Annotated in this window: 20 protein-coding genes and 3 pseudogenes; 5 read left to right on the top strand and 18 right to left on the bottom strand. The window is 61.8% G+C overall.

Annotated elements, in window-relative coordinates:
• Positions 1-91 precede the first annotated feature (91 nt).
• From J2X38_RS22230 to J2X38_RS22180, 11 genes and pseudogenes are all read right to left on the bottom strand, one after another.
• Positions 92-457: pseudogene (locus tag J2X38_RS22230) on the bottom strand (IS5 family transposase); the annotation flags it as partial.
• Positions 458-568: 111 nt separating this feature from the next.
• Positions 569-1,413: pseudogene (locus J2X38_RS22225) on the bottom strand (IS3 family transposase); the annotation flags it as partial.
• Positions 1,414-1,696: 283 nt separating this feature from the next.
• Positions 1,697-2,692 (bottom strand): alpha/beta fold hydrolase, encoded by a 996-nt coding sequence (locus tag J2X38_RS22220; protein ID WP_039575348.1) that lies wholly within the window; start codon positions 2,690-2,692, stop codon positions 1,697-1,699.
• Complete coding sequence (locus J2X38_RS22215; protein ID WP_039575352.1) at positions 2,692-4,326, bottom strand: NAD(P)/FAD-dependent oxidoreductase; 1,635 nt, start codon at positions 4,324-4,326, stop codon at positions 2,692-2,694. Before J2X38_RS22215 ends, J2X38_RS22220 begins: the two co-directional genes overlap by 1 nt.
• Positions 4,323-5,936: an acyl-CoA synthetase gene (locus J2X38_RS22210; RefSeq protein WP_039575354.1), complete on the bottom strand. Its 1,614-nt coding sequence runs from the start codon at positions 5,934-5,936 to the stop codon at positions 4,323-4,325. Before J2X38_RS22210 ends, J2X38_RS22215 begins: the two co-directional genes overlap by 4 nt.
• 57 nt (positions 5,937-5,993) lie before the next feature.
• Positions 5,994-7,085, bottom strand: a complete 1,092-nt coding sequence (locus J2X38_RS22205) for an acyl-CoA dehydrogenase family protein (protein ID WP_039575356.1) — start codon at positions 7,083-7,085, stop codon at positions 5,994-5,996.
• A complete protein-coding gene (locus J2X38_RS22200) occupies positions 7,085-8,305 on the bottom strand; it encodes an acyl-CoA dehydrogenase family protein (RefSeq protein WP_039575359.1) in 1,221 nt (406 codons plus the stop codon). The genes J2X38_RS22205 and J2X38_RS22200 overlap by 1 nt, the downstream gene beginning before the upstream one ends.
• 7 nt (positions 8,306-8,312) lie before the next feature.
• Positions 8,313-8,774 carry a Zn-ribbon domain-containing OB-fold protein gene (locus J2X38_RS22195; protein ID WP_039575361.1) on the bottom strand — a complete coding sequence of 154 codons (462 nt, stop codon included), beginning with the start codon at positions 8,772-8,774 and terminating at the stop codon, positions 8,313-8,315.
• Positions 8,771-9,961, bottom strand: coding sequence for a thiolase C-terminal domain-containing protein (locus tag J2X38_RS22190; protein ID WP_039575363.1), 1,191 nt, complete (start codon positions 9,959-9,961; stop codon positions 8,771-8,773). Before J2X38_RS22190 ends, J2X38_RS22195 begins: the two co-directional genes overlap by 4 nt.
• Positions 9,962-9,985: 24 nt before the next feature.
• Entirely contained in the window at positions 9,986-11,128 is a 1,143-nt protein-coding gene (locus J2X38_RS22185) for a nitronate monooxygenase family protein (RefSeq protein ID WP_039575366.1), read from the bottom strand.
• Positions 11,129-11,172: 44 nt separating this feature from the next.
• The gene (locus tag J2X38_RS22180) at positions 11,173-11,913 is read right to left on the bottom strand and encodes a FadR/GntR family transcriptional regulator (RefSeq protein ID WP_039575369.1); all 741 of its coding nucleotides are present in this window, start codon (positions 11,911-11,913) and stop codon (positions 11,173-11,175) included.
• Positions 11,914-12,103: 190 nt separating this feature from the next.
• Here J2X38_RS22180 and J2X38_RS22175 point away from each other — a divergent pair, with 190 nt between their 5' ends.
• Positions 12,104-13,366 carry a cytochrome P450 gene (locus J2X38_RS22175; protein WP_039575372.1) on the top strand — a complete coding sequence of 421 codons (1,263 nt, stop codon included), beginning with the start codon at positions 12,104-12,106 and terminating at the stop codon, positions 13,364-13,366.
• Positions 13,367-13,392: 26 nt separating this feature from the next.
• On the top strand, positions 13,393-13,722 hold the full coding sequence (locus J2X38_RS22170) for a 2Fe-2S iron-sulfur cluster-binding protein (protein WP_228383639.1): 330 nt from the start codon (positions 13,393-13,395) through the stop codon (positions 13,720-13,722).
• 197 nt (positions 13,723-13,919) lie between these two features.
• On the opposite strand, the pseudogene J2X38_RS22165 reads toward J2X38_RS22170, so the two are convergent.
• Both J2X38_RS22165 and J2X38_RS22160 read right to left on the bottom strand, forming a co-directional pair.
• Positions 13,920-14,902 (bottom strand): annotated as a pseudogene (locus J2X38_RS22165) (helix-turn-helix domain-containing protein); the annotation flags it as partial.
• A 490-nt stretch (positions 14,903-15,392) separates the two neighbouring features.
• Positions 15,393-15,890, bottom strand: coding sequence for a MarR family winged helix-turn-helix transcriptional regulator (locus J2X38_RS22160; RefSeq protein ID WP_228383640.1), 498 nt, complete (start codon positions 15,888-15,890; stop codon positions 15,393-15,395).
• A gap of 68 nt (positions 15,891-15,958) precedes the next feature.
• Between J2X38_RS22160 and J2X38_RS22155 the strand changes: the two genes are divergently transcribed.
• Together J2X38_RS22155 and J2X38_RS22150 are read left to right on the top strand one after the other, a co-directional pair.
• The gene (locus J2X38_RS22155) at positions 15,959-16,837 is read left to right on the top strand and encodes an alpha/beta fold hydrolase (protein ID WP_039575377.1); all 879 of its coding nucleotides are present in this window, start codon (positions 15,959-15,961) and stop codon (positions 16,835-16,837) included.
• Positions 16,834-17,244 carry a hotdog fold thioesterase gene (locus J2X38_RS22150; RefSeq protein ID WP_039575381.1) on the top strand — a complete coding sequence of 137 codons (411 nt, stop codon included), beginning with the start codon at positions 16,834-16,836 and terminating at the stop codon, positions 17,242-17,244. Before J2X38_RS22155 ends, J2X38_RS22150 begins: the two co-directional genes overlap by 4 nt.
• 285 nt (positions 17,245-17,529) lie before the next feature.
• Here J2X38_RS22150 and J2X38_RS22145 read toward each other — a convergent pair whose 3' ends face one another.
• The 5 genes from J2X38_RS22145 to J2X38_RS22125 all read right to left on the bottom strand — a co-directional run bounded on the left by J2X38_RS22145 (position 17,530) and on the right by J2X38_RS22125 (position 24,812).
• Entirely contained in the window at positions 17,530-18,750 is a 1,221-nt protein-coding gene (locus tag J2X38_RS22145) for a serine hydrolase (RefSeq protein WP_039575382.1), read from the bottom strand.
• Between the two features lie 73 nt (positions 18,751-18,823).
• Positions 18,824-20,371 (bottom strand): carboxylesterase/lipase family protein, encoded by a 1,548-nt coding sequence (locus tag J2X38_RS22140; protein ID WP_081997344.1) that lies wholly within the window; start codon positions 20,369-20,371, stop codon positions 18,824-18,826.
• Between the two features lie 55 nt (positions 20,372-20,426).
• Positions 20,427-22,529 carry a TonB-dependent receptor gene (locus J2X38_RS22135; protein ID WP_160292414.1) on the bottom strand — a complete coding sequence of 701 codons (2,103 nt, stop codon included), beginning with the start codon at positions 22,527-22,529 and terminating at the stop codon, positions 20,427-20,429.
• Between the two features lie 241 nt (positions 22,530-22,770).
• Entirely contained in the window at positions 22,771-24,075 is a 1,305-nt protein-coding gene (locus J2X38_RS22130; protein WP_052208261.1) for a hypothetical protein, read from the bottom strand.
• On the bottom strand, positions 24,072-24,812 hold the full coding sequence (locus J2X38_RS22125; protein ID WP_052208263.1) for a GntR family transcriptional regulator: 741 nt from the start codon (positions 24,810-24,812) through the stop codon (positions 24,072-24,074). Before J2X38_RS22125 ends, J2X38_RS22130 begins: the two co-directional genes overlap by 4 nt.
• 133 nt (positions 24,813-24,945) lie before the next feature.
• On the opposite strand from J2X38_RS22125, the gene J2X38_RS22120 reads away from it, so the two are divergent.
• Entirely contained in the window at positions 24,946-25,959 is a 1,014-nt protein-coding gene (locus J2X38_RS22120) for a serine hydrolase (RefSeq protein ID WP_052208266.1), read from the top strand.
• The last annotated feature ends 87 nt before the right edge of the window (positions 25,960-26,046 follow it).

Genomic DNA, 26,046 nt, shown 5'->3' with positions numbered 1-26,046 from the left:
TTGATCACCTATCCAGGCCGCCGCCTGCCTGTTGCCCCCAATGCGGTCACCGCCTCCGTGAAGAGACAATCAAACTTCTGCCAAAGTAGTGCTAGGCCGCGTTGACAAAAGACTTCAGCCATAGCCGCGTGGCGGCGAGGTTTAGGAAGCTCTCGAACGAGAGAAGGGTTTTGTCATATCGAGTGGCGATGCGTCGTTGCTGTTTGAGCTTTCCGAACATGCGCTCGACGCGGTTGCGGTCCTTGTAACGGCGATAGTCGGGATGCTCTGGCACCTTGCGGTTCGAGCGGGGCGGGATGATCGGCAGGATGCCCCGGGTCAGCAGGCTTTCCCGGAAGCGATCACCATCATAGCCCTTGTCCGCGAGCAGCGCCTTGGGTGTGGCGACGGGGATCGCCATCAGCGGTTCGGCAGCGGTGTAATCAGAAGCCTCGCCGCCGGTCAGGATGGCCGAGAGTGCTTTCCTTGACGATGGAAGCCATCTGGATCATAAAATCACCAGCGCCGATCACCCTCGGCGTAACGAGACCTGCCGGCCTTTTCACGCTATGCCTTCCCAACATAGGACGTTGTCGGACCAGATATGCTCGGGTGGCCCATGCTCGGTGAACAGATCGGCGAGGACGTCGATGACGTCGTTCGACCGGAACCGCCGCAGCGGCACCATCGCCAGGCATTCCCGGCTGTGCTCGTCGATGATGTTGAGCATCCGGAACTTCCGGCCGTTGTGCGTCTGATCCTCGACAAAGTCGTAGGACCACACATGCCCGCGGTGCAGCGGGCGCAACCGGATGCACGACCCGTCGCCAAGCCAGAGCCGGCGGCGCTTCGGTTGTCTCTTCGGCACCTTTAAACCCTCCCGCCGCCAGATGCGCTCGACCACCGACAGGCTGACCTGCCAGCCGGCATGCCCGAGCAGCGCATGGATACGGCGATAGCCGTAACGGCCATAATCCTTCACCAGCGCGATAATGTCGGCCGTCAGGCGCCGCTCGTCGGCATGATCTCTCGGAGGATGCCGCTGTGTCGAGCGGTGCTGACCGAGCACGCGGCAGGTCCGTCGCTGCGATACCGATAATGCACGACGGACCTGCTCGATCGCCTCGCGGCGACGGGAGGTGCTCAAAAAGTCAGCTTCGATGCCTCTTGCAGGATCGCCTTGTCCAGTGCGAGGTCCGCGACAAGCCGCTTCAGCCGTGCATTCTCGCGCTCCAAATCCTTCATCCGCCGCGCCTGATCAACCTTCAGGCCGCCATATTCCTTGCGCCACCGATACAGCGCCTGTTCGGATATCCCGATCTGGCGGCAAGCCTCGACCGCAGTCGATCCCCGCCCGACCAGCACATCCGCCTCACGCAGCTTCGCGATGATTTGTTCCGGCGTAAACGTTGACGTCCCATAACTTTCTCCAATTCTCTCGCCACAATCGGCTCTCTCTAGAATTGGACCAGTTTTTCCAAGGCAGACCAATCTCGCCCAACTCATGCCATGGTCCACCGTGGCCTGAAAACACCGGTTACATGCTTTCGCTGCTTGGCACTGTTTCGCCTTCCCGTTCTATCTGGTGCGGCGCGAACGATGGCTTGAACGCCGCAACGGCATGGCCGGCGAACGCTGAGTGGTAGCTCCCTTTCCCGGCAGGCAAGGTCTGGCAAGCACCGCACCTGCGGGAACCCGGGGCGAAGGACAACCAGGATCAGGCTGCAAGTGGCGGTGCAGTGTGCGTATCCCAAAGGGCAAGAATGCTGCGGAGTGCGGTTACAAAGGCCAAAGGCTGATCGAGCATCAGATGGTGACGGGCTTCAGGCACCGCGATGATCGGAATGTCACCTCCACCCAGCTCGCGGACGTATTCGGCCGATTCCGGGGTGAAGAGTTGGCTCATACCGCCGTGCACGATGGCCTTCCGGCCCGGTGCCTGCACCAGACGCTCGCCCATGGTGAGCCATTCGTTGGGCTTGTTGCTCCTTCGAAAGACCTCGGTTGAAAACTTCCACGTCCACTCGTCTCCATCCTGTCGCAGGGAATGATAGGCCATGTAGTCCAGAAGGAATGGCTCGCCGACCGGCTGGGGCGGGGAAAGGATGTACCGCTTACGTGCCGTTTCATAGCAGGGATAACGCTTGCTGGGCTTGTCCGGATCGCCGGAACCAGGGCTTGACCGCCTGAGGTTCCAGTACTCTTCCAGGAGAGCGGGCCGCATGATCATGAGATCGCAAACCACCACTCCGGCAAAGGCCTCGGGCCACTGGGTCACGGCTGTCAGGGCTGCGCCCGACCCGAAGCTGTGCGCGATGATTGTCGGCTTTTGGCCATCCGCAAACATATTCAGCGCCTCGGCAATCTCGCGAAACTCGCCCCCTCTCGCCAAGAGGTCGGCGCGCCCACGCATGTCGCTGTCGCCCATGCCGGCCAGATCAAACGCCACCACGTCATAATCTTCTGCCAGAAACGGTGCAATGAAGGCAAAGCAGCGCGCATGTGCCAGAAAGCCATGGGTCATCAATACCTTGGGCTTGCTGGGGTCACCCCATCGGAAATAGTGCGCCTTGGCCCCATCTATTTCCACATAACCTTCTTCGCGGGGCACCTTGAGCGCCGAAACGAACCATTCGGGCAGATGTGAGCCGTCGCCAGCCCAAACAGGATCAATGTCCACTGGAAAGTCACTTATTCTGAACATCTCATTCATCAGGTTGCGCTGTCCTTGTTCGCTGGTGTGCTGGCGGCAAAGCCGCGGTAGGCATCGCGTGCCACATCGCCGCAAATCGCAGCATAGGTCGACACGCTTGGAAAATTGATGAGTTGGCGCTTCTTACCCGGGATGTTTGCGCCCATGTACCAGGAGTCCGCTTCGGGAAAGAGCGTCATCGCGCCAACCTGAGCGACCATTTCGGTCCAGTCCGCCTCTGCTTGCGGATCGGCGTCGAAAAGATCGTAACCGTTGTTTCGCAGCCAGACCATGAAATCGCAGATCCAGTCGCCCTGCATTTCCGCGCTTGTCGGGCCGTTGGAAAAACCCGAGGGGCTCAGGGGTCCGTAAGCGAACAGCATGTTGGGGAAACCCGATACCGCCATTCCCAGATAGGCGCGCAGCCCGTTGTACCAAGCTTGCGACAGTGACAGGCCGCCCCTGCCGGTGATGTTCATGTCGATTAACCCGCCCCGCCCCGCGTCGAAGCCGGTGGCGAAAACGATGAGATCGCATTCGACCTCGCCGTCTGCGGTTGTGATTGCGTGCGGCCCGACACGGGTGATCGGGTTTGCCTTCAGATCAACCAGCGCAACATTGTCCTGCGCGAAAATCTCGTAATATCCCTTTTCCAGCGAAGGTCGCTTCGTGCCGAACGGATGCGGCGGTTCGGATGGGGCGAGTTTCTCGGCCAGATCGGGATCGGCGATCCGCGCGCGAACCTTGTCGCGCCAGAAATCGTAGGCGTGGCGATTGGCTGCGCGATTGGTAAGCAAGTCGGCGAAGTTGTGGTACCAGAACCTCAATCCGCCTCGCTGCCATAAATCTTCGAAGTGGGCATTGCGCTCAATCTCGTCGACTTCGAGCGCCGAGACTTCAAGTGACTGGCTTTCAAATCCTCCGCTCGTCTGCCTGCGCTGTTCGAAAAGGGCAGGATAGCTGTGCTTTTCGCGTTCCTGATCCTCCCGCGTCAGCCGCTCTTGCCGCATCGGCAGGGCCAGGATCGGGGTTCTTTGGAACAGGGTCAGCGTCGCAGCACGTTTGGCTGCTTCCTGCGCAACCTGCACTCCGCTTGCTCCTGTTCCAATCACGGCAACTTTGCGCCCATCCAGATCAATACCTTCCTGCGGCCAGCGCGCCGTGTGGCACCATTCGCCCTCGAAATCCTCAATGCCTGGGATGTCCGGGACATACGGCTTCGACGCGAAGCCGAGTGCAGGCAGCAGGAAGCGTGTCGATATGGTTTGCCCGCCCTCAAGCTGTATGTGCCATAGCCCCGCCCCCGCATCAAAGTCGGCGCATTCGACCCTCGACCCCATCCGCATCAGCGGCCAAAGGTTCAGCGTATCGCAAACATGACGGAAATAGGCCCTGAGCTCTTCCCAGCCAGGAAAGCGCTCACTCCAGGTCCATGGCTGCCACACTTCGGGCATCGAGAATTCATAGAGCGGAATCTGCGAATCCACCCGTGCGCCGGGATAGCAATTCCAGTGCCAGATGCCGCCCGGATCGGCCGCCGCATCGACCAGCAGCACGTTGAACCCGGCGTCACGCAACTTGTGGAGCAGGTAGATCCCGCTGAAGCCGGCACCGACGATCACGGCGTCGTAATCGGGCGAAGTCTGGGTCGTCATGATGCGGCAGTCAGGCTCTCGGCAATTGCCTTCGCCGTTGCGTAGTCGGCCTTGCCGTTCGATGCGCGCAGGGGGGTATTCGTTGGATATATGGCCTTCGGCGTCTTGTATCCTGCCAACTGCCCCCGCACATGATCCTTGACGGCTTGCTCGTCGAACGGAGCGTCGACGCTGAGGTGGACAACAGCGGTGACGGCTTGGCCCCATTTCTCGTTCGGCACGCCCACGACCAGCGCGTCACCAATGGCGGGATGGGTCTTGAGAATCTCCTCGACTTCCTCGGGGTAAACTTTCTCGCCAGCAGTGTTGATGCAGACGCTGCCACGGCCCAGCAAGGTCAGGCTGCCATCGGCCTCGACCATGCACCAGTCGCCGGGAATCGAATAGCGGACCCCATCGATTGTGCGGAACGTCTTGGCGGATTTTACGGGATCCTTGTAATATCCCGCCGGGATCGCCCCCATGAGAGCGATAAATCCCGGTACGCCGCTTCCCGGCGTCACTTTCCGGTCGTTTTCGTCAAAGACATCGCAGAATTCGCCAATCGCAAATTTTGCGGTGTTGGTGCCCCCTTGCGCGGTTGTGATGGAGCGGCCGAAGCCGAGCCCTTCGGAAGCGCCGAAGCTGTCCATCAGCACCACCTGGGGGATATGCTTGCACAGTCCAGCCTTGACTTCCTTGCTCCACATCACGCCGGATGAAACGATGGTAACGAGGCTGCTGGTATCCCAGCGGCCGGGATTCTCGTCCAGCGCTTGCAGCATCGGCTTGGCAAATGCATCGCCCACAATTGCGATGCTTTGCACCTTGTGCTTATCAACCGTTTCCCACAATTCCGTCGCATCGAAGGACGGGTCTGCAAGTGTAACGATGGCGCCGCCCGACATAAGTGTGCCGATCGCGGTGATGAAGCCGGTCCCGTGCATCATCGGGCAGGATGGCAGGGTGCGGTTGCCGGGCCCTTGACTTGTGATCAACGCGACGTGTTCTTCGAGTGTCTGAGGAACGGGGGCGAGCAGCTTCTGGGCCTCGAGCTGTGCTTTGCGCATTTGGTCGTGATGCCACATCACGCCCTTGGGCATGCCCGTCGTGCCGCCGGTATAGATGAAGAGCTGATCTTCGGGAGAGCGCACTATGCCGAGCGCCGATCCGTCGCCTTCTTGCGCGAGTGTCTCGTAAGGGATCGCAAAAGGCGCGATTTGCGAAGCCTCGCCAATTTCCACAAAGGTGTGAACTTTCTCGAGCCGATCCTTGAGCTCGACGATACAGTCGCGGAATTCCGAACTGTAGACGATCACTTCGCTATCGGAATCGTCGAAGATGTAGAAGACCTCCTCGGCGACATAGCGGTAATTGATGTTCACATGGATCAGGCGCCCCTTGAAGCAGGCTGCCATCAACTCGCCGTATTCGGGTCGGTTGCGCATATAAAAGGCAACCTTGGCCCCATTGCCGGCTCCGCGCTGCCGAAGCGCGCGGGCGACATTGTTCGAACGTCCGGACATTTCGGGCCAGGTAATGATCCGGTCACCGTGGATCAGGGCTGGCGCATCCTTTGGCATGACAGGCTCGAAAGCGTCGAGAATGTCGCCGAGATTCCAGTCGGTCACATCAGTTCTCCTCTGCGAACGGGGCGGCTCTGGCGTGCGCTATCCCCGGAAGAAATATCACGCAGCTTTGGTCCAGCCCTGAAGTGCCGCAGCCTCCGCCCGGACCGCTTCTGGCCCACCCAAGACCTGCCGGTCGAATCCGATCCGTTTGAACCAGTAGTGCAGGCCAAGCAGGTCGGTGAATCCCATTCCGCCGTGTACTTCGGTGGAAGTGCGTGCGACAAATCGATGGACCTCGGCCGTGTGCGATTTCGCATGGCAGGCGACCAGCGATGCCTCGTTCGGCACCGCGTCGAAGGCGTGGGCGGCGTACCAGACGAGCGAACGGCACGGTTCATGACGCGCGGCCATCTCGGCGCACATATGCTTTACGGCCTGGAAACTGCCGATCAGGCGGCCGAACTGTTCGCGCTGGCCAGCATAATCGACAGCCTTTTCGATCATCGCCTGACCTGCGCCAAGACTGTCGGCGGCCAGGATAACACGGCCTGCATCACGCAACCGGGCCGTTGCAACTCCCCCATCATCAGCCAGTGGTTCCGCTTCGGCCCCGTCAAACCGCAATTCCCCGACGCTGCGGGTGCGATCAATGGTAGTCAACGCGATAGCCTTCAGGCCCGACGCCTTGGCACCGACAAGGTGCAGCCTGCCACCGGAATCGGCGACAATGTAGGCATCATCTCCTTCGAAATCGAGCGCGAACAGGGCGGTGCCGTTGAGCTTCCCGCCGGCAGAGGAAACTCCCGCGCCGTCGCGTACCTCGATCGTCTCGGAAATCGCGACACCGACACGCGCCTCGCCGCTCGCTATCTTTGGCAGCCAGTGGGCCTTTTGCTCCTCGTTGCCAGCTTCGCGCAAGGCGATCGGTGCGAGAACCTGACTGGCGAGAAACGGCACCGGTGCGACCGCATAGCCAAGCTGTTCCGCCACCACCGCCGCGTCGAGCAAGGTCATGCCGAGCCCGCCATGCTCTTCGGGGACGAGCATTCCGGCAACGCCCAGATCGTGGAGGGCGCGCAACACCTGGTCACTCAACGGATTGTCCCGCTCCGCACATTCGCGGACGTGACTGAGCGGGCTGGTATCGGCGAGGCACCGCGAAACGGCGTCGCGCAACATCTGCTGGTCCTGCGAAAGTCCAAAGTCCATCAGTCTGCTCCCTGCTTCTGACGCGCCATGTCCGCGGGGTTCGGCTCACGTGGCATTTCAAGGCCGCGTTCGGCGATGATGTTCTTCTGGATCTGAGCGGTCCCGCCGCCGATGATAAGACCGAGTTGGAACATATAGCTCCATTGCCACGCCCCGCCGTCCCGCTCACGCGGGCTGTGGTGATAGAGTATGCCCAGTTCGCCCATGGCGTCGATTGCCAGCGCGGATATCTGGTGAGCGAGTTCACAGCTTTGCAGCTTGACGATCAGCTTCGCCATGCCGCCCGGCTCTCCCCTAAGGCTGTTCGAAAGGATCCGCATCCCATTGTATTTCATCGCCGCCACTTCGGCCTGAAGTGCCACCAACCGGTCGCGCAGTACCGGATTGTCGATCGCGCGACCCTGGCCCAAACGCTCTTCCTGCATCAGTGCGATCAGCGCCTGCAGCCGGTTTTCGAGCGCGTCGGGATCGCCCAGCATTCCGCGCTCATGGCCAAGGGTTGCATTCGCGACGAACCAGCCCTGGCCCCGCTGGCCGACGATATGGTGCATCGGGACCCGCACATCGGTGAAGAACGTCTCGTTGAACTCGGCGTGACCGGTCATCGTCTTCAAGGGGCGAACCTCGATGCCCGGCGTGCCCATCGAAAAGATCAGGTAGGAAATGCCGCCATGCTTGGGTGCGTCAGGCTCGGTCCTGACCAGGCAAAAGATCATGTCTGCCTGCTTGGCGGTGCTGGTCCAGATCTTCTGGCCATTGATAACAAACTCGCCGTTTTCGATGTGCGCGCTGGTCTTGAGGTTGGCGAGGTCCGACCCGGCACCGGGTTCGGAATAGCCCTGGCACCAGACAATATCGCCTTTCAACGTGGGTTCGATCCAGCGCCGTTTCTGTTCCTCGGTGCCGAGTTCGAGCAGGGTCGGCACGAACATCGAGATTCCCTGATTAGCAAGCCCGCCCGCCACCCTGGCCCGCGCAAATTCCTCTGCGATGATGCGCGATTGGAGAATGTCCGGCTCGGCTCCATAGCCTCCATACTCCTGCGGGATCGTTCGCGCGGCATACCCATGCTCGATCAACAGCTTCTGCCATTCGACCGCCTTGGAGGAAGGTCGGGCCGCCCGGTCAGCAGAAGGCGGCGCGAGATGGCTATGCGCTTCGATGAAAGCCCGCACTTGCTTGCGGAAGACATCGTATTCGGGCCCGTAATCAAGATCCATAACGCTTCTAACTTTCACGCAGGCGGAAAACAGGAAGGCGGAAGTCCTCACCGATCAGTTCGAACTCCACTTCCACCGGAAGATCGAGCGCCAGGCGCTCGTGATCGCAACCAATCAGGCGCGTGGCCATGCGCACGCCCTCTTCCAATTCCACCACCGCCGCCACGAAGGGAATTTCGGCGGCAAAAGCCGGGTGGAGGGCTTGGTGGGTAACGGTCCAGGAAAACAGTGTGCCCTTGCCGCTGCTGCGTTCCCAGGAAAATTCCGGCGCGCCGCACTTTGCGCACATATAGCGCGGCAGGTGGCGGAAGCAGCCGCAACCACTGCAGCGCTGGAAATAGAGATTGCCGTCCTGGCACCGCTTCCAGAATTCCTGCTCAACCGGGTCTTGCGGGCGAGGTCGCGGTTTGGGCGGCGCAACCTGCGCGGAGGGCCGCATTTTGGGAGGCAGATCGCTCTCGCTGCTCATGCAAACCTCCTGAGAATGGCAATGCTTCCATCGCCAAGGTCACCCCAGCCGGTCACAAGACCAGTTTGGGCTCCCAGCACCTGGCGCTCGCCGCAGTCGTGACGAAGCTGGCGCACTGCCTCGACCACGTGGTTGAGTCCCCAGACATGCGCCTCACTGAGCAAGCCGCCATGGGTGTTGATCGGATAGCGGCCACCCAGCTCAATCTGGCCATTGGCTACGAATTCGGCCTGTGCTCCCGGTTCGCAATACCCCATCGCTTCCAGTTGCAGCAAAACGACATAGGTAAAGCAGTCGTAGATCTGCAGGAAATCCATGTCCTCGCGCTTGACGCCCGCCATGTCGAAAGCGCGCGGGGCAGCATAGCTGAGGCCAATCTTGAAGGGATCGGGCCGCGAGGGGATGTCGTCGGCAGGATAGGGGTGACCTTCCGAGGCACCGGCGATGCTGACGGGCACATGCGGCATATCCCTGGCCCGATCCATTCGCGATATGACAACCGCGCAAGCCCCATCGGTTTCAAGGCAGCAATCGTAAAGGCGGAAGGGCTCGGATATCCAGCGCGCCGAATGATAGGTTTCCGCGTCGAGTTCGCGCCCATAGGTAAAGGCGCGCGGATTCAACTGCGCGTGACGCCGGCAGGCTAGCGCTACCGCTGCCATCGCATCCGCGCCCACGCCGTAAAGCTTCGAGTGACGCGTCGCCAGCCAAGCATACATCTGCACCGGCAGGAACACACCATAGGGGATGTAATAGCCCTGGATGGTATTGGTCAGCGTGTTCATGTTCATCGCCCGAGTGGGCGGGGCACCCGGCTTGGGCCTGAGGGCGGAATAGCCGTTCCAACCGAGCGTCACCAGCACGTGATCGCAAAGCCCGCTGGCGATCGCCATTGCCGCGTTCTGCAGCGCCGTCGTCGGGCTGGCGCCGCCCATGTGAACGGTGGCCGCATAGCGCAGCACATCAATGCCGAGATTGGCGGCCATTTCCTCCGAGGTCGTATAGATCGGCGGCGGCACCATGCCGTCGATGTCGCAAGGTTTCAGCCCGGCATCTGAGATTGCGCGGCGCGAGGCTTCCAGCATCATGTCCACCGCAGTCCGTTCGGTGCCCTTGACGAATGCGGTTTCGCCCACACCGGTTATGGCGGCCTTGTCGGCAAAGGATAAGGTCTGCGAAGCGTTCATACAGCGTACCCGTCTTGCCGCAATTCAGGAATAGAATCTGGCATCGGCCAGCGCCCTTTCGGCCCCTTCGACAAGATCGCGCATGACCTCTGCCGCTGGACGGATCGAATGGATCAATCCAATTCCCTGCCCCGCGAAGCCGGGCATGATATCCTTGCGCTGAGCCTTTATGCCCGAAGCCATGACCGGCCCTGAAATCATCGACTGGTAAGGCATCGGAAGCGGCTCCTTGCCCGCCGCAACCCAAGCATCGGCCCATTTGTTGCGGATCATGCGCGCAGGCTTGCCGGTCAACGAACGGCTAACGACGGTATCTGCATCGCCGCCGTCGGTTATTGCTTCCTTTTGGAACCGTTCAATCCCTGCCTCTTCGGTTGCCAGGAACGCCGTTCCGACCCACGCGCCCAGAGCGCCCAGCATCATCGCTGCGGCGACTCCGCGGCCATCGGAGATTCCACCTGCTCCGATCACGGGAACCCGATCGCCCACCGCGTCGACTACCTGCGGAATCAGCGAGAAGGTTCCGATCGGGGAGTTGTGCCCGCCGCCATCGTGGCCCTGCGCCACAATCATGTCGATGCCGTAATCGACCACCTGCTGGGCGTGCTTGACCTTGCCGATCACCGCCATGACCCTGGTGCCATTGGAATGAAGGCGGTCCATCCACGGTCCGGGATGGCCGAGGCCGGCGGCATAGACTGGCACCTTTTCCTCGATTACCACTTCCATCTGCGCCTCGAAAAACTCCCGCGTGAACAGCTGCGGACCGCCCTTGCCCATTTCCGGCGCGCCAGCCGCGCGCATGGCCATTGCGGCATCCACTTCGGGCAGATCCTCGCGTTCCATGAAATCGCGGGTGAACTGCTGATATTCGCCAAGCAGTGCCATCGGGTTTTCGGGCGAGGCGCCGCTCTGCGGTGCCGAACCGCGCCTGACGGAGGCAGGCAGAAGGGTGTCGACCCCAAATGGCTTATCGGTCAGTTCGCGGGTCTGGCGGATCCAGCTGCGCAACTGGTCTGGCGAGCAGGCCGCAGCGCCAAGAACGCCAAGTCCCCCGGCATTCGATACTGCGGCCGCGAGCGCGGGGACACTCGCCCCGCCCATTCCGGCCAGAAGGATCGGGTATTCGATCCCGAGAATTTCGCATATGCGGCTCTTGAGTGCCATCGTAATACCCTCTCCATCCAGCGCCACCCACCGGCGCCCGTTTTTTACGTCTGTCCCCACCTGACCTTCTGGGACACAAGCTCAGGGCTTCTCTGTGCGAGATAGGAGGCGGAGCCCGCCACGAGACGCGCCATAGCCTGCCGCGCTCCTTCGGCATCGCCCTTGCGCACAGCTTCAAGGACGCGGCGCAAGAAACGCAACTGGACCGCACGCTCTTGCGCCGAATACCCCAGCGAGAGCGAGAATTCGCGGGTAAGCATATGCAACGCGGAAGTCAGAAGGCCGAAAAGCGGATTGCCGCTGGCCCAGCCGAGCATATCGTGAAAACGGCGATTCAGTTCCTCGAACTGGCTGCTCGCTTCGTTTCGCTCCAGCTCTTTGAGGCAATCGGCAAGTGCGCTCAGATCACCCGTGGTCGCGCGCTGGGCGGCATAGGCTGCAACATCCGCCGCAATCGCTTCGCGCAATTCGAGCAAGCCCCTCAAGTCCGCCTCCATGAAATGCAGGATCAGCGAGAGGCTGTTCGCGAAGTCGCCAGTCTGCGGGCGTGCGACCACCGGCCCGCCACCGCGACCTAACTGAAGATGGATAACGCCCTGAAGTTCAAGGAAGCGAAGCGCTTCGCGCAAGGTCGCTCGGGCGACATCGTATCGCGCAAGCATTTCGTCCTCGCGCGCCAACCTGTCGCCCGCAACATGCGCCCCGGCTTCGATATCGCGTACGATATCCTGCGCAAGCGTGAGCGCACGCTTGGCTTTCCTCGAATCATCGACCTTCGGTTGCATCTCTGGGAATCGCTCCTCTGATAAAACCTTATAAGAGTTTATCGGATGACATGTCCAGCATCAGTCTATGAAGTCTGCAGTGCGGTCAAATGTCGCAACAATCCTTATAAGCTTTATTGACCATACCCTGCGAAACATCTACCTGTTTGATAGCAAGGTGAGTCTGCTTGCCTGGGATGGAGGACGAGACATGAGCATCGACACGATGGAGCTGGATACTGCCGGAAAAGTTGCAGCCATTCCGATCGACGAAATTGATGTCGCACGGCCGAGTCTTTTTCAGCAGGACACGATCGGCCTGTATTTTGACCGGCTGCGCAAAGAGGAGCCGGTCCACTATTGCCGCGAAAGCTATGTTGGGCCTTACTGGTCGATCACCAAGTTCGACGATATCATGGCTGTCGACACCAACCACAAAGTCTTTTCGTCGGAGGCAAAGCTCGGCGGTATCGCCATTCAGGACATGCATTCGGTGGAAGGCGCGCTCGAACTTGAAATGTTCATCGCTATGGATCCTCCAAAGCACGACCAGCAACGCAAGGCCGTCACCCCCGCTGTAGCGCCGTCCAACTTGCTGTTGCTCGAACCGACAATCCGCGAACGAGCGTGTCAGATTCTCGATGATCTGCCGATAGGCGAGGAATTTGATTGGGTTGACAAGGTCTCAGTTGAATTGACCACGATGACCCTTGCTACCCTATTCGATTTCCCGTGGGAGGAACGCCGCAAGCTCACGCGCTGGTCCGACGTCACAACGGCCGCCCCTGAAACCGGCATCGTCGAATCGTACGAAGCGAGGCGTGAAGAACTCATCGAGTGCGCGATGTATTTCAAAGGACTGTGGGAGCAGCGCATCAACGAAGAACCGAAGAACGATCTGATTTCCATAATGGCGCATTCCCCGGCGACACGGGATATGCCCTTCCTCGAATTTCTGGGTAACCTGCTGCTGCTGATCGTGGGCGGCAACGACACCACGCGCAATTCGATAAGCGGCGGTGTGCTGGCGCTCAATCAGAACCCCGATGAATATCGCAAACTGAATGACGACCCTTCGTTGATCGCCAGCATGGTGCCGGAAATCATCCGCTGGCAGACGCCGCTGACTCACATGCGCCGCACTGCGCTGCAGGACTGGGAGATTGGCGGCAAGCAGATCAAGAAGGGCGACAAGGTCGTGATGTGGTACCTGTCGGGCAACCGCGACGAAACGGTCATCGACCGGGCTGACCGGTTCATCATCGACCGCAAGAATCCGCGCCATCACCTGTCATTCGGTTATGGCATCCATCGATGCATGGGTAACAGGCTGGCAGAACTGCAGTTGCGGATCATCTGGGAAGAAATTCACAAGCGGTTCGCCAAGGTCGAAGTGACCGGCGAGCCCGAGCGCCTTTTCTCAAACCTTGTGCGCGGGATCACCAATCTGCCGGTGCGGCTGCACGCGCGCTGATTTGCTGAAGCAGAAATACGGAGTGTATGATGGTCAAAGTGACGTTCGTATCCAGCGATGGAACGCGGCGGGAAGTCGAAATTGCCGAGGGCGAAACCGCACGCGAGGCGGCGCTCTTCAATGATGTACCGGGCATCGACGGCGATTGCGGCGGTGTCTGCGCCTGTGCGACCTGCCATGTCCATGTCGATCCGGCCTGGATCGACAGGGTTGGTCGCCTGGTCGAAGGGGCAGCGGAGGCAGAGCTTCTGCAATTTGCCGAAGGTGCCAACGAATACAGTCGCCTCGCCTGCCAGATACCCATGGTGGAAGGAGTGGAAGGTTTGATTTTGCACGTTCCCGAGCAGCAATACTGACCAGACAGAGCGCAGCCCTGTCGTGCGCGTGCGGCGTCGCAAATTCAGTTTTGAACGGAGGTTTCAGTGCCAACTCAGCTAGAACCTGATGTCTAGACGAGCGAAGACGCATTTCGCACCGAAATGCGGCAATTCCTCGCCGCCCATTTCCCTGACGAATTAAGGGGCGCGGGCAATATGCTGGCCGGGCCCATTGGCAGCTTCGGCTTGTGGATCATCCTGGCCGACGCGCATCCGGAAGCTTCGAGGGACAGCTCCAGCGTGTCGGTGACATCCCCGGCCCGCATGGTGGTACACAGCTTCCAAAGGATGACATAACGGGAGAAGTCGTCGAGCACGGTCGACAGGTACACCAAGCCCCAGCCGATGATCTTGAAGTAGGTGAAGTCGGTCTGCCACATCTCGTTCGACCGCGTCGTCTTGGTGTGGAACCCGTCGGCGGCCTTGATCACGATGAAGGCCGGACTGGCGATCAGGTCATGGGCTTTCAACATACGGTAAACCGTGGCTTCCGACACGAAGTAGCGCTTCTCGTCGGTGAAGCGCACCGCGAGCTCGCGGGGTGACAGGTCGGTTGTATCCAACGCCATGTCGATGATCTGCTGCTGGATATCATCGCAGATGCGGTTCCACACCCGCCTCGGGGCCGATGGCCGATCCTCCAGCGCCTCCGGCCCGCGCTCGAGGTAGCGGTCGTACCAGCGTTAGAAGGTCCGGCGCGGGATGCCCAACTGCTCCAGCGTGCGCTTGGCCGGCAGGTGCGACTGCTCGACGATCCGAATGATCTCCAGCTTCTCGGATGCGGGTTACCTCATTCGTCGTCGGCCCTATCCGCGATCATGCTTTTTTTGAGCAACCGGTTTTCCAGCGTCAGATTGGCCACGCATTCCTTAAGGGCACGGGCTTCGCGGCGCAGGTCGTGCACCTCGCCGGTGGTCGCGGCACGGGCGGTGTCGCCCGCCAAGCGCCGCTTGCCCGCCTCCATGAACTCCTTCGACCACGTGTAATACAAGCTCTGGGCGATGACATCCTTGCAGCACAGCTCGGCGATGCTGTCCTCGCCGCGCAGGCCTTCCAGCACGATCCTGATTTTGTCCTCTGCAGAGAAGTGCCGGCGCGTCGCACGCCGTATGTCCTTCACCAGCCGCTCAGCAGGGGCCTTCGGCGCCGATTTTTTCAAGGAGGATTGGGCTTCATCCTCGTTCCTTAGTCACTACGACGAAGCCCAAATCCTCCTTAAATCACAACCTCAAATCTGTGCCATTGGTGCTGACGGCGGACAGCACCGGCAATCCGCCCTCACATGAAGCGCTCGGGTTGAGCCATGTCGGTCTCCACGCAGAGGTTCGTTTCTTGGTAGACAACTCGTTGCACGAAATAGCTCGTCGGTCAATTGGCGCTGGCACGCGAAGCCAAGAGCGGCCCGCCTCGCGGGAGGGCGCTCACCGCCGAACGATTGCCGGCTCGATCGGACTATTCTGCAACACGGCGGGAGGCAGGTAGGGCTCCGTGCCGCGATATTCGCAATTCGTTAGCCGTCAGTGCTGGCAACCTGATGCAGCGGGGGCAGAACGGCCGCGGCGCGCCGCCTCAGACGCGAGCGGTGCCAGTTGGGGATATCGGCTTGCTGACGATGAATGGCGTCGGCCATTTCAAATCTTCCACGGCTCCTATCGAGGAGGCATGTCTTCCGATCCGCTTTCGAGATTGCCGGACATTTTCGTCAGCAATGAGCGCATCGCGCGTATCTCAGTTGGGGAAATCATATGGAGCAGTCGCGCGTAGATCATGTCGGCTTCGGCGCGCAGCTGAGGCAGGATTTCGATCGCTCGGGGCAAAAGATGAAGTTCCCAGACGCGCCGGTCGCCCTTGGCAGCGCGCCGTTCCGCGAGCACCATTCTTTCCAGCTGGTCGACAACATGGCCAACGCTGGCACGCTCCAGTTCGAGGCATTTGGAGAGGTCGGTTTGGGTCATGCCCGGGGTCCGATAGATATAGACGAGCGCGCGCCACTGGGTTCGCGTCAATCCGAAGCGCGCCGTTGAGGCATCAAACATCCGACGCAGTTTGCGGGGCACTTCCTCGATGAGAAAGACAAACTCGTCTGAGGCCGTCAGAAGACTTTTCGCGGGAGAGCCGCTTGTATTGCGAGGTTCAACCATCGTCATGGACTGTAGAGCCAACATCATATTCTGAAAACCCTTTACTGTAAGATATGATATAGTATGATCGTGGAATGATTGATCAGTCGATCACGCTTGCCGGGAAAGCGGGCCATGAAATCGCAGCGTCGGTTGATGGCCCGGAACTCGGATTACCGGTAATCCTCGCGCACGGCGGCGGACAGACCCGAAGGGCATGGAGGGCGGTAGCCCACCGGCTCGCGAGCCATGGTTTCCGGACCATCGCAGTCGATATGCGCGGGCACGGCGAGAGTGCATGGGCCAGCGACGGAGCCTATGATATCTCCGATTTTGCGGCCGATCTCGTCGAGATCGCTGCGGCGACGGCGAGCAAACCGGCGCTGATTGGCGCGTCGCTTGGTGGCCTGGCCGGGATCATCGCCGAGGGAAAATGCGCACCGGGAAGTTTCGGATCGCTGACGCTGGTCGACGTCACACCTCAGATGGAACCGAGCGGCGTCGCCCGCGTGGTCGGTTTCATGGCGGCGCATGCGCGCGATGGTTTTGCGTCGGTGGAAGAGGCCGCACAGGTCATTGCCGACTATCTGCCCCATCGCCCCAGCCGGAAGGCTTCGGCCGGGCTAGCACACTATCTGCGCCGCAAGGACGATGAACGCTTCTATTGGCACTGGGACCCCGCCTTCATCGAAAGAGTGACGCAGCAGGGCGGCGGCGTTTCCAGCGACCATGGCCGCACCGAGCTCAGCGCGGCCGCTGCCTGCTTGACCTTGCCGGTGCATCTGATCCGCGGCGGGTCAAGCGATCTCGTCTCGCTGGAAGCCGTCAAGCATTTCCAGGGCCTTGTCCCTCATATGGCGTATAGCGACATTGCGAATGCGACTCATATGGTGGTGGGGGACGAGAACGACGCTTTCGGGCAATCGATCCTAGAGTTTTTGCTCGGCATCCATGAAGCGGAAATGAAATCATGAATGCCCCCGCCGTCCCGGGGCTTGAGGAATTACGTGACCTATTGGCGCTGGCCCCTTTTCACCGCTGGCTCGGGCTCAGCATCGCTGAGGTCGGCGCCAACGAGTTGGTGATCTCCATGCCTTGGCGAGACGAAATCATCTCAAATCCGACGGTCGGCGCGGCGCATGGTGGCATCGTATCGGCTTTGATCGATCTGACCGGCCTCTATACGATCATCGCGATGGGGGGTGCTGCGCGGGCGACGGCGGACCTCCATGTGGATTTTCACCGACCGGCCAAGCTGGGGCCGCTTCGCGCGATCGGCAGCCCGGTGAAATTAGGGCGGCAGATAAACGTCGCGGCTACCCGGATCCTAGCCGCAGACGGAACCTTGGTGGCGAGTGGTAGAGGGGCCTACGTCGCCTGATAACCGCCCGAGGCGAGCCAATCTGCGCGGCCAGATGCATGCCCAGCAGCTTTCGGAGCCGAGGCAGTGGCGGCAGCGACACGCTTTTTGGCGACGTGTCCCTAGGCCGAACCCACGACCGGACGGCCGCGCATCGGCCATTCAGTCAAATCGGCTCCCTGCCGGTCACACGCGGGTTTGGCCGCTCGCCTTTGAGCCGTCGACTTTGCCTAGTCCGACAGGCCAGCCACGCAGCGCATGGAGATCAAGTTCTCCTGTGCTGCGTGACTAGACTGCTGGGTCAGGTCAGGGCGCCGGGGTGCGATTCGCGATCGCATCCTCGATCAGATCCTGCATGACCTGTTCGAGCTCGACGCCTTTCCGGTCGCCTCCGCTCGATATTTCGGTGGCGATCAAAGCGTAATAGCCGGTCTCGCGATCGATCCAGCCGGTCCAACCATAGGCACCCGGTGAGGAATTGATCTTGGACGTCGCGCAGGCCGAAGGCGTGTCGCATTCGACAAAGGAGCCGAGCGCATATTCCCAATTGCCCGCGCTCGCCGGCACGAAAACGCGCGGCAAGCCTGCGGTACGTTGCTGGGTGAAGCTTGTCATATCGGTAATAAAGCTGCCGCCAAGGAAGGCACGCAGAAGTTTCGCATAGTCGCGCGGCGTCGAATAGGCGCCGCCCGCGACCCACGGGTTGGTGGGAGCGCTTCCCGCAGGGTCATACCAGGTCGTGCTCGTCATCCCGAGCGGGGTCGTCACATGCTGCGCGAACAGTTCGTGAAAATTGCGCTGGCGTGCCGGTGACGTGCCGGGCGCGATGCTTATATCCTTTGCCTCCAGATAGGCAGCGGCGACCTGAAGGCCATGCGGTCCATAGCTATATTGCGCGCCGGGCGCGTTACCCGGGCGCAGAATGTCGTAACGCAGATCGTGGATGCTCTTCGCGCAATTGTAGAGCGTCATGGCCGGAAGCAGCTGACATCCGCCAACGAGCGGGCTCGCGTTGAAGCCCGACGTCATCGACAACGCGTGCTTGAGTTTGACATCCTTCTTCGTTCCGATCGTCGTCCAGAAGGCAAGCGGCGGCCGCATCGGATCGTCGAGCGTCGCGATGCCCGCCTGCACCATGCGCATCCCCAGCGCGCCGGCGAACCATTTGGAGGCCGACGCAAGCGGGGTCACCCGATCGATACCGAAGCTGCCCTTCTCATAGGCGAAGAGATAGTCGGGATCCGAAGCATTCCCGACGATGAAATAGCCGTTATCGACCTCGGTATCGGCGTCGATTGCCGCCTGTAACGCTGTCCAGTCATAGGTATATCCGCCGACGGTGGCCGAAAGGCTGGCGGCCGCGGGCGCCGATGCCGCCGACGTCGACGCTTTAGCAGCGGGCGCCGCAGGCGGAAGCTGCACCATGGGACGCGCCTCGCCGCCGCCGTTGCCCACGAACCCGCCCTGCGCCGCAAAGGCCGCAGCCCCAACCATTACTGCACCGGCGGCAAGCGACATCCATTTCATTCTTCCAGCCATTTTCTCTCTCCCAGCTTCGTTGCACATTGTCGAAACGGAGGGCCTAGCGCGGCCAGACGGGCTAGGGCCTGGACTGGCCGTTCCCGAAGTGAACATTGAGCAGATGGTCGAGCTGCGCCTTGCGAAAGCCGGCGACGACGCCAGACTCGGGCGTAAATTTTGCGAGACGGTCGCTTGCCGCATCGTAACGCGGCCAGTCGCGAACGAGTGCGCAGCCAGGAACGCCCGTCTTGGCGAAGCCAACCCAGCAGGCGGAGATGCCTTCGCCGAAGCGGCGATCCTCGTCACCGACGGCGCCAGCGACCGACGCGAAATAGTCGAGCGTCCCGAACAGATAGGGGATTTCAGACCCATGCGCGGCGCCCTTGGCGCGGTCGCGCCGCGCCGCTGCGACATAGTCGAAATGATAGAGATACGACGGCGCGCCCCCCGCCGTCCGGGCCGCGAGCCAGCGCGCCGGGGCGACGAACCAGGCGTCGCCCAACACCTGGCGCGCCAGTTCATCATCGGCCAGCCCCATGCCATAGGCGGCCCGGCCCGCCGCCTGGTCGCGCCCTAGATAGGCGAGCGCGGCGGATGGCGGCACGCCCATGGCAAGGATGACGCTCGCCTCGTTGCTGTTCGCGCCGACGAGGAGCGGAACGTCGATCGGCTCGCTACGCGCAAAGACGCGCCAAGGCGCTTCGCGTACCAGGTCGCCGTCGAGGATGGGGCCGGTCATCGCGCCCGGCGTCCGGACCTCGCCAGCGGCAACGAGCGCGGCGGCGGGCAGCGCGCGAAGCGCGTCGAGCGATGCTGAAGGCGGCGCACCTGCGCGCGCTGCCAACGCCGCGCCTAGCGCTTCTTGCTCGCCAAGCGGGCGCGGATCGAGGAGACCAACGCCCGACTGAACGATCGCCTTGGCGAACAGGCCTTTGGCTTCGGGCTGGGCAAGGATCGTCGTCACTCCGATCGCCCCGGCGGATTCGCCGAACAAGGTGATCTGGCGCGGATCGCCACCAAATGCGGCGATATTTTTCTTCACCCACCGCAGGGCGGCCAATTGGTCCATCAGGCCGTAATTGGCGAGCGCCTCGCCGCGCGGCTTGGCCGCGCTGAGCGCGGGATGGGCGAAATAACCGAGCGCGCCCAACCGATAGTTGATCGTCACCAAAACCACACCTTGCCGCGCGAAGGCGGTGCCGTCGAAAACCGGGAAGGTGCCCGAACCGACCACATGGGCGCCGCCATGGATCCAGACCATCACTGGCAGCTTTCGCGCCCCCGCCGGGCGCCAGATGTTCAGCTGGAGGCAATCCTCAGACTGATGCTCGGCTACCCCGCCCGCGACAAGTGCGGGGCGCACCGTCTGCGGACAAGCCGGGCCGAGTTTTGCGGCATCGCGGACGCCCCGCCAGCGCGGCGGTGCCTGCGGCGCCCGCCAGCGAAGAGCGCCGACCGGTGCGGCGGCGAAAGGAATATCAAGAAAGCGCTCGACGTCCCCCGTGCGCGCGCCCGCAAGGCGCCCCTGCGCGATTGTCGCCGCGGGGGCCGTCTCCGCCGCCGCGACAGACACCGATCCGGTCAGCATCGCGGCACCGAACAGTGCTGCCATCACCAAATGCCGCATTGCGCCCTCCTACCCTTCCCGACCAGCGGCTGGAGGCCGCGGACGGGAGCGCGACCTAGAAAGAAATGCGTCCTTCGACGCCGACGACGCGAGGCTGGCTGTACCGGTTGATCGTCGGCGCCTGCGCGACGAAATAAACCTTGTCGAAGACGTTGTTCGCGAACGCGCTGACGCTGATCTTGCCGAAGTCGACGCCGACCCGAAGATTGACGAGGACATAATCATCGAGGTCGACCGAGGTCGCTGTCAGCTCCTGTTTGCCGCCCCATTGACCACTGATCAGGACATTGCTGGTCAGCGCGACATCCTTGGTGACCGGGTAGCGCAGATTGAGGTTGGCCGAGGCGAGCCAGTCGGGAACCTGCGCAAGGTCCAGCCCGTCATAGCGGCCGCTCTTGACCTTGCCCTCTTGCCGCGAGCCACTCAAGGCGAGGCGGCCATTGCCTTCGCCGAGATCGAAGCCCTGGCTATATTCGGCCTCGATACCCCAGCTTTTCGCATCGCCTGCGTTGGTTAGATAGGCGACCGCGGCGATCGGGCACGCCGGATTGGTGAGCGCGCAGCCATCGTCGACCTGCGCGATCAGGTCTTCAAGCTCGGTGTAATAGCCCGCGATTGCGAAATAGCCGCGGCGGATCGGACTGCCCTTGATGCCGACTTCGTAAGACGTGCTGTTTTCGTTGCCGAACAGCACCTGCACAGGACTCGGCGCGCGCGGATCGGAGAGGCGCGTGTTGAACCCGCCGGCGCGGTAGCTGCTGCCGACCTTGCCATAGGCGAGGATGTTCGACGTGAGCTTGTACGAGAGGGTCGCATTGTAGGAGAGATTGTCGGCGTTGATGCTGTCGTCGATGATCCGCGATGGCCCGCCGGTGGGCAGGCCAGTCCCCAAATCGTAAAGCCGCGCCGAGATGCTCCGGCTGTCGCGGGTATAGCGCAGTTCGCCGGTCAGGTTGAGGCTGTCGGTGATGTCGAAACCGAGCGAGCCATAGGCCGCATAGCTTTCGAAATGCAGCCGCGCGGGCGCGATATTGCCCGGCGACGGATTGGCGAGCGTCGGCGTGCGCGTCGTCGCCACCGAGAAATCGCTGTCGAGCAACAGCATTTCGGCGCCGACCAGCCATGTGAAGCGATCGCTCGCCCCGCTGACATGAATATCCTGCGAAAAATTGTCGGTCGTGTCGACGACGTAGGACGCGGTGCTGGCATCGAGCGGCGTGAGAGCGCCGATCTGCCCCGCGGCGCGCGCACGCGCCAGCTCGGCGGGGCTGATCGCGTCATTGTCGAGATCATATTCGGACGTGCGCTTGCGAAAGGAGGTTGTCGACGTCAGGTCGGCACCGCCCAGATCCACGCGGACGAGCGCCTGAAGGCCGTCCACGTCCTGGCTGGCGCGCGGCGCGGTGTTCCAGGGGTAGCGAAAGCGATCCTGCGTATAACCGCCGGGAAAGCCTGGCGTGCCCGCGGGAATGGATATCTGGTAATGGATCGTCGGCGTGGTCAGCCGCTGGGTCTCGGCCGTGATGATCGCGTCGACCGGCCCGCGCTTCAGCCGGATCTGGCCGCGCAGTCCGTGGCCCTTCTGCTGGTCGAAATAGACGTCGTTGTCGGGATTGTAGAAGAAGCCCTTGTCCTGCTCGACGAGATCGCCGCTGATGCGGATCGCCAGGCCATCGGCGAGCGGGACATTGATCGCGCCCTGCGTCTGGAAGCTGTTGTTCTCGAAGCCATAGCGCGCGCTCGCCCAGCCCGAGAGATCGAATTCGGGCTCGGCCGAGATGATATTGATCGCGCCGCCGACCGCGTTGCGGCCGTACAGCGCGCCCTGCGTCCCGCGCAGAACCTCGACGCGGCCGATGTCGAGCAGGTCGAGCCGCGTGAAGTTGCGACCGCCCACCGGACCGCCGGCGATATAGGCACCGTTGCGATAGAGCCCGACGCTCGGGTCGCCATTGGTGGCACGCGCGGTCGACGAAGCGCGGATCGAGATCTCCGACGTGACGGACGAGTTCAGATTGTTGAAGCGAACGCTTGGCTGATCGGCGAGGAGTTCGCCGCTGCCCGTGGCGCCGCCGCGATCGGTGAACGACGTGATATCGATGACCGACGCCGCGGTCGGCACATCGGCCAGCCGCTCTTCGCGGCGGCGCGCCGTCACGACTATGGCGCCGTCATCATCCGCTTCAGCCGCGTCCGGAAGAGCTTCGGACGGTGCGTCTTGAGCGAAAGCAGGCGGAGCGACGGCTACCCAAATCGCGGCCGTGCAGAAAAGAAGGTTCGCTCTGCGTCCCATGGTCACTCTCCCCATCTTGTTATCGCAATTATTATCGATAATTTTGTGCAAAACCGTCGGCAAGTCAAGCCGGAAAGCGCAATGTCTTTGCAGGTGGTTCGCTGGTCTAAGAGACGACGGCGCTCAGCAGGTCGCGGACGCCCCGCGCCGTAGCGGCAAGGGGGTCAGGTGTGACCGTCGATAAATCGTCGGTCACAGCGTGGTGATGACGGTGTGCGCCAAAGATGCCGGCATGACGCACGTAGCCGGCCTTTATCACTTCCGAGAGTTCGCCCGCTGTGCCTTCCGCCGAAGGATAGGCCATTTCCAACCCCGGCTGGCCTTTGAATATCTCGCGCGCACACGTCACGAATTCGGGCGATGTCATGAGAAAACGATAGGGATCGGCGCTTGGCAGCGGCAGCAAGCGCCCCGGCATTTCCTGATAGTCACGTGCTGCCGCATTGGCGCCGAGATGAAACCAGAAAGCGGTCTCGCCGGGGGCTGGACCCACCTTGTCGGCGATATGGCTCGCACCGAGATTCTCATATTCATGCCCGCTGTTGCACAGGAAGAGCAGGCTGTGTTGCGGAAACGCTCGGGGCATCCAGTCGGCAAGCGCGAGCCACATCGCGATACCCGGCCCCCGCTCGCCGGCGCAATCGGTCCAGCCTGAACGCGGCGTAGAGACGACGAGCCAAGGGCGACCGGAGCGAACGCGTCGCCCGATTATATTCTGCGCTGCCCGAATCCCACCGCGCCCGCGAAGCGCTAATTTCGCCGCGGCACCGTGGCGCGCGGCTTCAATCACCGGGGCGGCGAGTCGCGGCGCGAGCAAGGCAAGTGGCTTGTCCGATACAGGATGACCGGCCGGGACATTGAGGAGCAAGGCCTCGCCCGTCGGCCCAGTCGTAATGAGAATGACCCCGTTCGCACCGCGCGCAAGCGCATCGGCGAGCGGCTCGCGCACTGCACGATCTACGAGGCTCGACCAGCGGCGGAAAGGCAGGCGCACGACGGCGATCGCGCCGTCGAGGCGTTCAGGGATTTCTGCGAGGCGCAGCGGCGCAGCGAGACCGGCCTCGCCGGTTTCGACGGCGAGCGGCTGTGCGACGAGCGGTATCGTGTGGTCGCCGAGCGTAAGTTCGCAATGCGACGCCTCGAACCAAGGCACGTCAAACGTCTGGCGATCCACTTCGAATCCGGCACTGAACAGCCGCTTCGCTGTCCAGTCGGCGGTCCAGCGATCGCCCGCGCCGCCCGACTGCTTGTTGCCGGCCTCGGCATAGCTTTGGACGTCGGCGAAGAGGCGTTCGGGGCCGAACATGGTCAAATCCAGGGATACAGCGGCAGCGGAGTCAACCTGCAATGCGATCGGCGCCGCGAGGCCCGCCTTAAGCAAGGTGCGGCGGTCGGTCAGGAGACGGCTCATGTCACTTTTGCGCGGCGGCGGCTGGGCTTAGGCTTTGCGTGGCGGGCCTTATATTCCTCGAGTGCGCGCCCAAAACTATTCTGAGTAACCCCGATCAGATCGCGCGCCACCGCATCGGCGGCATCGCCATCGCGCGCGACGATATGGCGGCAAAGCGCGTCGTAGAGGATGGCCGATCGCTTCGCCGCCTCGTTGCCATGCGTCTCGATATAGCTGTCAGTATAGACATTGTGCTGCCAGCGCGCGAGCAGCGCGACCCGATCGAGGAGCTCGAGCGCGAGCGGCGCATTGCTGCGTTTGGCGATAAAGCGACCGATGCGGTTCGAGACCTTGATATGCTCGAACGTATTGTCGGTGCGCTGGGTGACATCCTTATATTCGACAAGCCGGTGCATCAGTTCGCGCCCGTCGCGGTCGGTCATTTCGGCGGCCGCAAGGCGACAAACGACGCCGAACAGCGATTTCCACAGTTCATAGACCTCGTTCGCAGCATGCTCGTCGATGTCGATCACATAGGTGCCGCGCCACGGCACGACCTTGACAAGCCCGATCCGCGCGAGATGCCGGAACGCCTCGCGCACCGGCGCATGGCTCACTCCGAAGCGCGCGGCGATTTCGCGCTCGCGCAGCCACGATCCGGGCGGAATCCGCCATTCGACGATGTCGTCGGTCAAAAGGCGCGCGATCACGCGGTCCTGCGTCGGCGCGCTGTCGTCGTCGGTCTTCGTCGCGGCCATGTCTCTCCGTTCGGCTTTCCCTGCTCGCGGCGCCATCCTAATCGGGCAGCGCACACGAGCAATCGATGATTGCGAATGAATTTATTATCGATAATATGGAGAATGACAAGCATCGGAAAATCGGAGTCGGATCTTGAAGCGCACCATCCTCTTTTTCGCAGCCGCGGTTGCGGCACAGCCAGCCGCGGCAGGCGAACCCGCCCCTCTTCCCGGCTGTGCCGAAGCGATCGCCTATTCTGAGGCTAATTCCGGCGTTGCGCTGCTGATACTTGAAGATGGCAAAGTGCGCTGCCGATCGGCAGACATCGCGACGCCGCAGGAACTCTGGTCGGGCACCAAGAGCCTTGTCGGGCTGATGGCGGCGGCGGGCGCACAGGATGGACTTCTAACCCTCGACGAGCGGGCATCGGAGACACTCGCTGAATGGAGGGGCGACCCCAAAAAGGAACAGATCACGCTTCGGCAATTGCTGTCGATGACGGGCGGCCAGGCATCGACCGTCGGCAGGGCCCAAGGGTATCTGGACTCGGTGAAGGCACCGCTCACGGCGGCGCCGGGCAGCAAATTCCAATATGGTCCCGCCCCGATGCAAATCTTTGGAGAGATCATGCGGCGCAAGCTCGTTGCCAAGGGCCAAGACGGCAACGCTCGCCATTATGTGGAGCGGCGCATTCTCACTCCGCTTGGGGTTACCATAGGCAGTTGGCGCAGCGGCCCCGATGGCGCACCGCTCATGCCGCAGGGCCTCGTGCTGGCAGCGTCCGAGTGGGCGAAGATCGGCGAGTTCGTCCGCGGCGGTGGGAAGCTCGACGGCAAGCCGCTTGTCGATGAACTGGCGTTCGCCGAGCTGTTCAAGGGTAGCCAGGCCAATCCGGCCTACGGTCTCACCTGGTGGTTGCCCCGTAGCACGCCGGCTGTCGATATTGTTACCCGGTCCACCGATATCACCAGTCATGCCAACGAACTCCCGGCGGATATGGTCGTCGCCGCCGGCGCGGGCGATCAACGCCTCTATATCATTCCGTCGCTTCGGCTTACAATCGTTAGGCAGGCGAAACTCGATCTGGCGGCTTTGGCGGCGGGGGAAAAAGGCGATTGGTCCGATTGGCGGTTCCTGTCACTGTTGCTGAAAGCGGCGAGTGACTAATTTGAAACGCGGCCGAAAACATGTCGGGGCCGATCGAACCTAGGCCGTGCCGCTGCAATATGATCATTGAGAATTGCTGGCCGAATG

Source organism: Sphingopyxis sp. BE235, from assembly GCF_031457175.1.
Taxonomy (GTDB): Bacteria; Pseudomonadota; Alphaproteobacteria; order Sphingomonadales; family Sphingomonadaceae; genus Sphingopyxis.
This window is presented reverse-complemented; position numbering and strand designations above follow the sequence as displayed.

Bases quoted from the DNA above. Each gene is read 5' to 3' on its own strand.
- J2X38_RS22220 (WP_039575348.1), bottom strand. From the start codon at position 2,692: ATGAATGAGATGTTCAGAATAAGTGACTTTCCAGTGGACATTGATCCT.
- J2X38_RS22215 (WP_039575352.1), bottom strand. From the start codon at position 4,326: ATGACGACCCAGACTTCGCCCGATTACGACGCCGTGATCGTCGGTGCC.
- J2X38_RS22205 (WP_039575356.1), bottom strand. From the start codon at position 7,085: ATGGACTTTGGACTTTCGCAGGACCAGCAGATGTTGCGCGACGCCGTT.
- J2X38_RS22200 (WP_039575359.1), bottom strand. From the start codon at position 8,305: ATGGATCTTGATTACGGGCCCGAATACGATGTCTTCCGCAAGCAAGTG.
- J2X38_RS22195 (WP_039575361.1), bottom strand. From the start codon at position 8,774: ATGAGCAGCGAGAGCGATCTGCCTCCCAAAATGCGGCCCTCCGCGCAG.
- J2X38_RS22190 (WP_039575363.1), bottom strand. From the start codon at position 9,961: ATGAACGCTTCGCAGACCTTATCCTTTGCCGACAAGGCCGCCATAACC.
- J2X38_RS22185 (WP_039575366.1), bottom strand. From the start codon at position 11,128: ATGGCACTCAAGAGCCGCATATGCGAAATTCTCGGGATCGAATACCCG.
- J2X38_RS22180 (WP_039575369.1), bottom strand. From the start codon at position 11,913: ATGCAACCGAAGGTCGATGATTCGAGGAAAGCCAAGCGTGCGCTCACG.
- J2X38_RS22175 (WP_039575372.1), top strand. From the start codon at position 12,104: ATGAGCATCGACACGATGGAGCTGGATACTGCCGGAAAAGTTGCAGCC.
- J2X38_RS22170 (WP_228383639.1), top strand. From the start codon at position 13,393: ATGATGGTCAAAGTGACGTTCGTATCCAGCGATGGAACGCGGCGGGAA.
- J2X38_RS22160 (WP_228383640.1), bottom strand. From the start codon at position 15,890: ATGACGATGGTTGAACCTCGCAATACAAGCGGCTCTCCCGCGAAAAGT.
- J2X38_RS22155 (WP_039575377.1), top strand. From the start codon at position 15,959: ATGATTGATCAGTCGATCACGCTTGCCGGGAAAGCGGGCCATGAAATC.
- J2X38_RS22150 (WP_039575381.1), top strand. From the start codon at position 16,834: ATGAATGCCCCCGCCGTCCCGGGGCTTGAGGAATTACGTGACCTATTG.
- J2X38_RS22145 (WP_039575382.1), bottom strand. From the start codon at position 18,750: ATGAAATGGATGTCGCTTGCCGCCGGTGCAGTAATGGTTGGGGCTGCG.
- J2X38_RS22140 (WP_081997344.1), bottom strand. From the start codon at position 20,371: ATGCGGCATTTGGTGATGGCAGCACTGTTCGGTGCCGCGATGCTGACC.
- J2X38_RS22130 (WP_052208261.1), bottom strand. From the start codon at position 24,075: ATGAGCCGTCTCCTGACCGACCGCCGCACCTTGCTTAAGGCGGGCCTC.
- J2X38_RS22125 (WP_052208263.1), bottom strand. From the start codon at position 24,812: ATGGCCGCGACGAAGACCGACGACGACAGCGCGCCGACGCAGGACCGC.